The sequence below is a fragment of the Variovorax sp. E3 genome (genome assembly GCF_016082275.1).
GTDB lineage: Bacteria > Pseudomonadota > Gammaproteobacteria > Burkholderiales > Burkholderiaceae_C > Variovorax.
This window is the reverse complement of sequence record NZ_MOWM01000257.1, coordinates 1-6,201: the sequence shown is the minus strand read 5'-3', so window position 1 is coordinate 6,201 and position 6,201 is coordinate 1. Positions and strand designations below refer to the sequence as shown.

Annotated in this window: 3 protein-coding genes and 2 pseudogenes; 2 read left to right on the top strand and 3 right to left on the bottom strand. The window is 71.3% G+C overall.

The genetic code is table 11. The features are described 5' to 3' along the window. Positions 1-93 precede the first annotated feature (93 nt). The 3 genes and pseudogenes from tssK to phnD all read right to left on the bottom strand — a co-directional run bounded on the left by tssK (position 94) and on the right by phnD (position 3,624). Positions 94-1,424 (bottom strand): annotated as a pseudogene (gene tssK, locus BMG07_RS39300) (type VI secretion system baseplate subunit TssK). Positions 1,425-1,567: 143 nt separating this feature from the next. Next, positions 1,568-2,617, bottom strand: a complete 1,050-nt coding sequence (locus BMG07_RS39295) for a phosphate/phosphite/phosphonate ABC transporter substrate-binding protein (RefSeq protein WP_198089016.1) — start codon at positions 2,615-2,617, stop codon at positions 1,568-1,570. Next, positions 2,617-3,624, bottom strand: coding sequence for a phosphate/phosphite/phosphonate ABC transporter substrate-binding protein (phnD, locus tag BMG07_RS39290; protein WP_198089015.1), 1,008 nt, complete (start codon positions 3,622-3,624; stop codon positions 2,617-2,619). The genes BMG07_RS39295 and phnD overlap by 1 nt, the downstream gene beginning before the upstream one ends. Before the next feature lie 149 nt (positions 3,625-3,773). Between phnD and BMG07_RS39285 the strand changes: the two genes are divergently transcribed. Together BMG07_RS39285 and BMG07_RS39280 are read left to right on the top strand one after the other, a co-directional pair. After that, positions 3,774-5,666 carry a hybrid sensor histidine kinase/response regulator gene (locus BMG07_RS39285; RefSeq protein WP_198089014.1) on the top strand — a complete coding sequence of 631 codons (1,893 nt, stop codon included), beginning with the start codon at positions 3,774-3,776 and terminating at the stop codon, positions 5,664-5,666. A gap of 173 nt (positions 5,667-5,839) precedes the next feature. Then, positions 5,840-6,201: pseudogene (locus BMG07_RS39280) on the top strand (hypothetical protein); the annotation flags it as partial.

Sequence of the window (6,201 nt, the reverse complement as noted above, 5' to 3'; positions counted from 1 at the left end):
CCGGCGCCGGCGGCGTGCCGCCGGGCGCGCGCGGCTTGGGCTTGATGACCGTGCGCTCCGACTCGAAGGCGGCAAAGGGATCGGGAGGTGTGCTCATGATCTGATCGCCCAGAAGGCGAGGTCCAGGCCGGGGAAGTCGCCCGCGATGTGCATCGCGATGCCGCCCGATTGCTCGAGCTGGCGCCACAGGTCGCTGTTGCGCGTGCGAGCTCGAAGTAGTTGGCGCCCGCATGAAACGGAATCTGGCGCGGCGCCACGGGCATCGGCATCAGCGTGACGCCCGGCAGCGCGAGGTTCACGAGGTCGCGGATGCGCTCGACCGGGCCGATCTTGACCTGCGTGGGAAAGCGCGCGCGCAGCGCCTCGCTGGGCATGTGCGCGTTGACGGCGAGCACGAAGGTGGCATTGCGCTGCAGCTCCACATCGCTCACCACCGCCACGCGCACGCCGTGCTTGCGGTCGTGCAGCTCGATGCGGATCGCCGACTGCTCGAACACCATCGACAGGCTGCGGCGCAGGTCGTCCATGACGGGGCGAAAGCTCAGCGCAAGGTCGTCGTGGATGTAGGGCCCGAAGCGCGCCACGCGGCGCGAATCGCGAAAGCTCGACAAGTCGCCGGCCAGCCCGAGCGCGTGCTCGAAGAAGTGTTGCGGGTGCAGCATCGCGCTTTTGGCCAGGTGCGCGAACACGGCCTCGTTGCGGTTGACGGCCTGCAGCAGCATGAAGTCGGCGATCTCGGCCACGCCGCCGGTGCCGCCCTGCGTCATGCGGCCCGCGAGCGCTTCGCCGCGCTGGCGCAGCAGGCCCAGCAGTTCGTCGAGCCATGCGCGGATCACGGCATGGCCGGCCACGTCGAGCAGCGGCGGCAGCATCATGCGGTCGAGCTGCACCTGGTTGTCGACACGGCGCTCGACCACGCGCGCCACGCCCAGCGTGGTCCAGGCGTCGGTGGCTTCACTTGCGCGCATCAGGCGCGTGTGGAGCTGGCCCAATTGCAACATGGCGGTGCGCTCGCCGGCGGTGTTGGAGTCGGGCACTTCCGACTCGAGCACGCGGTGGCGCACCAGCTCTTCATAGTCTTCGGCGTCGGCCTCGCGCGCGCCGGCGCGGCGCAGCGGCAGCGCGAGCACCACGGCCTCGTCGCGCATGCCCGAGGGAATGTCGATGGGCTCGGGCAGCGGGTCGACCGCCGGCATGTCGAACACGGTGCCGTCGCCGAACACGCCGACCGCGCGCACCAGCGCGAGCTTGCCCAGCGTGAGCGCGGCCGTGTCGATCTCGATCTCGGCAAAGCCCCAGGCGTAGGGCGTGGTCGAGCGAAGCAGCACGTGCCGCGCATGGTCGGCATGGCGCTCGCTTTGCTGCAGGTGCTGAGGCTGCAGCAGCATCCCCTCGCTCCAGACCACTTTTGTTCGCCAACTCATCCGCGCTCCGTCAACGGCAAGGGTGCCGGAAAAAGAAACACGAAGTTTCCGGCGCGGGGCGCGAGCGGCAAATCCGCCTTAAGGCCTAGGCGAAGGGGTTTGGAGGTACGGCGAAGGGACTAGGAAGACAGCCCCGCCACGGCTCAGCGGTTGGCGGCGCGCAGCGCGTCGACCTGCTCGGCGTAGGTCTTCTCGATGCGCTGCAGGCGCTGCTCGCGCGCGGCCTCGTTGACCCATGCCGCGGCCATGGCGCGCTGCTTGCCCAGCTGGTATTCCAGCCGGGCTTCGGGCAGCAGCGCGGTGTCGTCGGTGGCCACGTAGCCGTAGGCCGCGCGCAGGTTCTTCAGCACCTCGCGCTCGGCGTCGCCGCGCGGGCCCTTGGCCTTGCCGTAGCCGGTCAGGAAGTTCTGCAGCCGCGCCTGGAACTCGGGCGGGTAGCTGCGCCGCACCACCATCGGCGCGCCGGGCGGCGGCTCGGATTCCCAGATCACCTGCAGCCGCTCGGCCTCGACCGGGAACTGCTGCCGGAAGCGCTCGAAGTCGGTGGTGTTGTTGGTGGCCACGTCGGCGTCGCCGTTGGCCACGGCCAGCGCGGTGGCCTGGTGGGTGCCGACGAATTCGCTGAGAAAGCGGGTCTCCATCTCGATGTTGTGGGGCAGGAAGAGCTGGCTCTGCGGCACGATGAAGCCGGTGACGGAGCGGCTGTCGCCGCGCGCGAGCCGCCAGCGTTCGGGCGCCGCGAGCAGGCCCTCCAGCGTGTTGAAGGGCCCGGCCTTGCGCGCCAGCAGCACCGCGCGATGCTGCGGCGGGCCGGGCTGCTTGGCGATCTGCGCCACCACCTTCATGCGCCGCTGCATCACGGCGTCGAGCGCCATCTTGGCCGACAGGAAGGCCATGTCGATCTCGTCGCGGCCGATGGCGCGGTCCAGCTCCTCGTAGGAAGGCACCGAGTACGCGTTGACCGGAATGCCGAGCGCGCGGCTCATGTCGGCCATGAGCGGCGTCCACAGCGCACGCGACTCGACCGTGCCGCCCAGCGGCAGCACGCCGAAGCGCACCGACTGCACGGCGGCGGGCACGCTCTTGTCGGGCGGCGTGGCGGCGACCGCGGGGGCGGCCCACGACGCGGTCAACACGGCCGCCGTGGCGAGCAGCAGCGCCGCGGCAAGCAGGCGGGCAAGCAGGCGGCGCATCAGGGGCTCACGTCCTTGAGCACGCCGACCTGCTCGGCGTAGCCGCTGTCGATGCGCTGCAGGCGGGCCTCGCGCGCGGCGTCGTTCACCCACTGCGCGGTCATGGCGTTCTGCCGCGCCAGTTGGTAGGCCAGCCTGGCGGCGGGCTGCAGCGAGCTGTTGTCGGCCGCCACGAAGCCGGCCAGGTCGTGCAGCGACTTGAGCACCACGCGCTCGGCGTCGCCGCGCGGGCCCTTGGCGCGGCCGTAGGCGGTCAGGAAGGTCTGCACGCGCTTGCGCAGTTCGGGCGGGTATTCGCGGCGCACCACGATCTGCGCATGCGCAATGAGCTCCGACTCCCACAGCACCTGCAGCCGCTCGGCCTCGGCCGGAAAGCGCAGCCTGAAGCGCTCGAAGTCGGCGGTGTTGTTGGTGGCCACGTCGGCCTCGCTGTTGGCCACGGCCAGCGCGGTGGTCTGGTGGGTGCCGACGATCTCGCTGAGAAAGCGCGTCTCCATCGCGATGTGGTTGGGCAAGAACAGCTGCAGCTGCGGCACGATGAAGCCCGACACCGACTGCCGCTCGCCGCGCGCCAGCCGCCAGCGCTCGGGCCGGGCCAGCAGGTCTTTCAGCGAATTGAAGGGCGGCGCCTTGCGCGACAGCAGCAGCGCGCGGTAGCCCGGCAGGCCGTCGTGGCGCACCACCTGCGCCACCACCTTCATGCGGCGCTGGGTGACGGCGTCCAGCGCCATCTTGCCGGACAGGAAGGCCATGTCGACCTCGTCGCGCTGGATGGCCTGCTCCAGCGCCTCGTACGAGTTGACGGACAGCACGCTCACCTGGCGGTCGATGGCGCGGCTCAGCTCGGCCAGCAACGGGTCCCAGTCGCTGCGCGACTCGAAGGCGCCGCCCAGCGGCAGGATGCCGAAGCGCACCGGCGGCTCGCGCGCGGTGCCCTGGGCCGACACCGCAAGCGGCGCGGCGATGCAAGCGAGCAGCAGGGCAAGGCGGCGCAATGAAACCAGCATTTTTTTGACCGGATGGCAAAGAAGCGCCGGCGACCGGCGGGGTGCGGACGCCATTAAATAGCAATTGCAGGTGTTTTTCGTGATGTTTTTCCTGCTTCCCTGTTCGGTCGCGCGCCCCTAAGCTCGGCCTCCATGCGTCCGATGCCCCCATGAACTGGAACTTTCGCGTCCTTCGCGGATTGGCCCGCCTCACTTTCGCGCAGCAGCTGATCCTGCTGGCGCTGGTGCCGGCGGCCCTGGCCACGCTGGCCGCCATTGCCGTGCTGACGCGCCAACACCTGGGCAACCTCACCGAGCTGATGCGCGCCAACGCGCAGACGGTGGCGCTGCAGGTGGCCACGGTGGCGCAGGCGCCGCTGGCGCGCATGGACCGCCGCGCGCTGCAGCGCACCGCGCAGTCGGGCACCTACCAGCCGCATGTGCAGCAGGTGCAGATCTGGACCGAGGACGGCGAGATCGTTGCCAACTCCGAAACCACCGACCGCGCGCGCGGCGCCGGGCTGCAGGTGGTGGTGCCGATCGTCGGCGACGACGGCCGCCACAACGGCAAGGTGATGGTCGAGATCAGCCTGGGCGCGGTGGAGAACGCGCGCCGCTCGGTCTGGCTCAACGTGGTGCTGGTGCTGGCGATCAGCCTGGTGGGCGTGGGCCTGGCGGGCTGGTGGGCGGCGCGGCGCATCAGCGAGCCGATCCGCGCGCTGGGCAAGGCGGTCGACCGGCTGGGCGCGGGCGAGGACGCCAGCGTGGTGGTCGAGGGCACGTCGGAGGTGCGCCACCTGCAGCACGGCTTCAACCAGGCCGCGCGCGCGCTGGCGGAAAGCCGCCGGCTGCTCGAGAGCCGCGTCAACGAGGCCACGGCCGAGCTGGCGCGCAAGAACCAGCAGCTGGAGGTGGCCAGCCAGGCCAAGACGCGCCTGCTGGCCGCCGCCAGCCACGACCTGCGCCAGCCGCTGCATGCGCTCACGCTGTTCTCGGACGGGCTGGCCAACGGCGAGACCGACCCGGCGCGGCTACAGCGCATCGGCCACATCCGCGAGTGCGTGGATTCGCTCGACCGGCTGTTCTCGGAGCTGCTGAACCTGTCGCAGCTGGACGCGGGCGTGCTGCAGCCGCAGTGGGCCGACTTTCCGCTCGACCAGCTGTTCGACGAGATCAGCCGCAACTTCCGCCCGGTGGCCGAGCAGCAGGGCCTGCGGCTGGTGGTGCGCAAGACCGACGTGTGGGTGCGCTGCGACTACGTGATGCTGTCGCGCATCCTGAACAACCTGGTGTCGAACTCTCTGCGCCACACCATCGAGGGCGGCGTGCTCATCGGCGCGCGGCGGCGCGGCAAGGGCGTGCGCATCGACGTGGTCGACACCGGCGTGGGCATTGCGCTGCAGCACCAGGCGCGGGTGTTCGAGGAGTTCTACCAGGTCGAGCCCACGGGCGGCCGGCAGGCGGCGCGCGGCACGCGCGGCATGGGGCTGGGCCTGGCCACGGTGCAGCGGCTGGCCGAGCTGCTGAACACGCGCGTGGAGCTCAGCTCGAAGCTGCACAAGGGCACCTGCGTGCGCGTGCTGGTGCGCGCGGCGCCGGCCGCGTTGCCGGCGCCGTCGCTGTCGACCGCGCTCCCGGGCGCCGAGGAAGAAGAGAGCCTGGCCGGCGTGCGCATCCTGGTGATCGACGACGAGCGCACCATCCTCGAGGGGCTGGCGGTGGTGCTCAGCAACTGGGGCGCCGAGGTGCTGGCCGCGCAGACCCGCGCCGAGGCGCTGGCGCTGGCCGACGGCTGGACGCAGCCGCCCGACGTGGTCATCAGCGACCTGCTGCTGCAGGGCGGCGACAACGGGCTGGACGTGATCGCCGCGCTGGAGCGCCACGCGCGCGGCATCGGCCCCGGCACCGCGCGCCTGCTGGTGACGGGCGAGACCAAGCCCGACCGCCTGCGCGAGGTGGCGAACGCGGGCATCACGGTGCTCTACAAGCCGGTGTCGCCGCGCGTGCTGCGCCAGGCCATCCAGGCGCAGCGCGCGGCCGCCGCGCTGCTGTTGGACGCCTGAGCCGAAGGTAGGCGCGCGGGTAGTCCATCGGACATAGACCGAGCGGCTGCCGCACTGTGATTTTCATCACGCGGGCAGGCCACCGCGGGCGCTGACATAAGCCCTCCGCCTTATCGCAAGAAGCCGGGGCCGTCCTTACATTGGATCATCGCCCCTTGCTGCGGAAGCAGTCCATGTTTGTTGCCGTGACCCACACCTTCGCGCCGTTCCGAGGACGCCCTGGCCGCCCGGGGCAGGCGCGCGCCGACGTCCGGTGGACGCGCCGGATGCGGTGGGCACGGTTGGCACGGTGGGCAAGGGGGACGAGGACCGGGCTGGCCCTGGCCGCCGCGCTGGCCGCCGGCACCGCCCCGGCCGCCAGCCTCACGGTGCTGATGGGCGACGACGTCGCGGCTTCGTCCGAGTTCGTGCAGCAGCTGCGCGCGGACCAGGAGCCCGGCAGCCGCTTCGAGCTGGTGCGGCTGTCGCCCGGCGGCGTCGACCCGCAACTGGCGCAGGACACCACATCCGCCGCCACCGCCGGCGGCGGCGCGGA

What these genes read in the sequence shown, in the direction of transcription:
- BMG07_RS39295 (WP_198089016.1), bottom strand. Translation starts at nt 2,617, where the DNA reads ATGCGCCGCCTGCTTGCCCGCCTGCTTGCCGCGGCGCTGCTGCTCGCC.
- phnD (WP_198089015.1), bottom strand. Translation starts at nt 3,624, where the DNA reads ATGCTGGTTTCATTGCGCCGCCTTGCCCTGCTGCTCGCTTGCATCGCC.
- BMG07_RS39285 (WP_198089014.1), top strand. Translation starts at nt 3,774, where the DNA reads ATGAACTGGAACTTTCGCGTCCTTCGCGGATTGGCCCGCCTCACTTTC.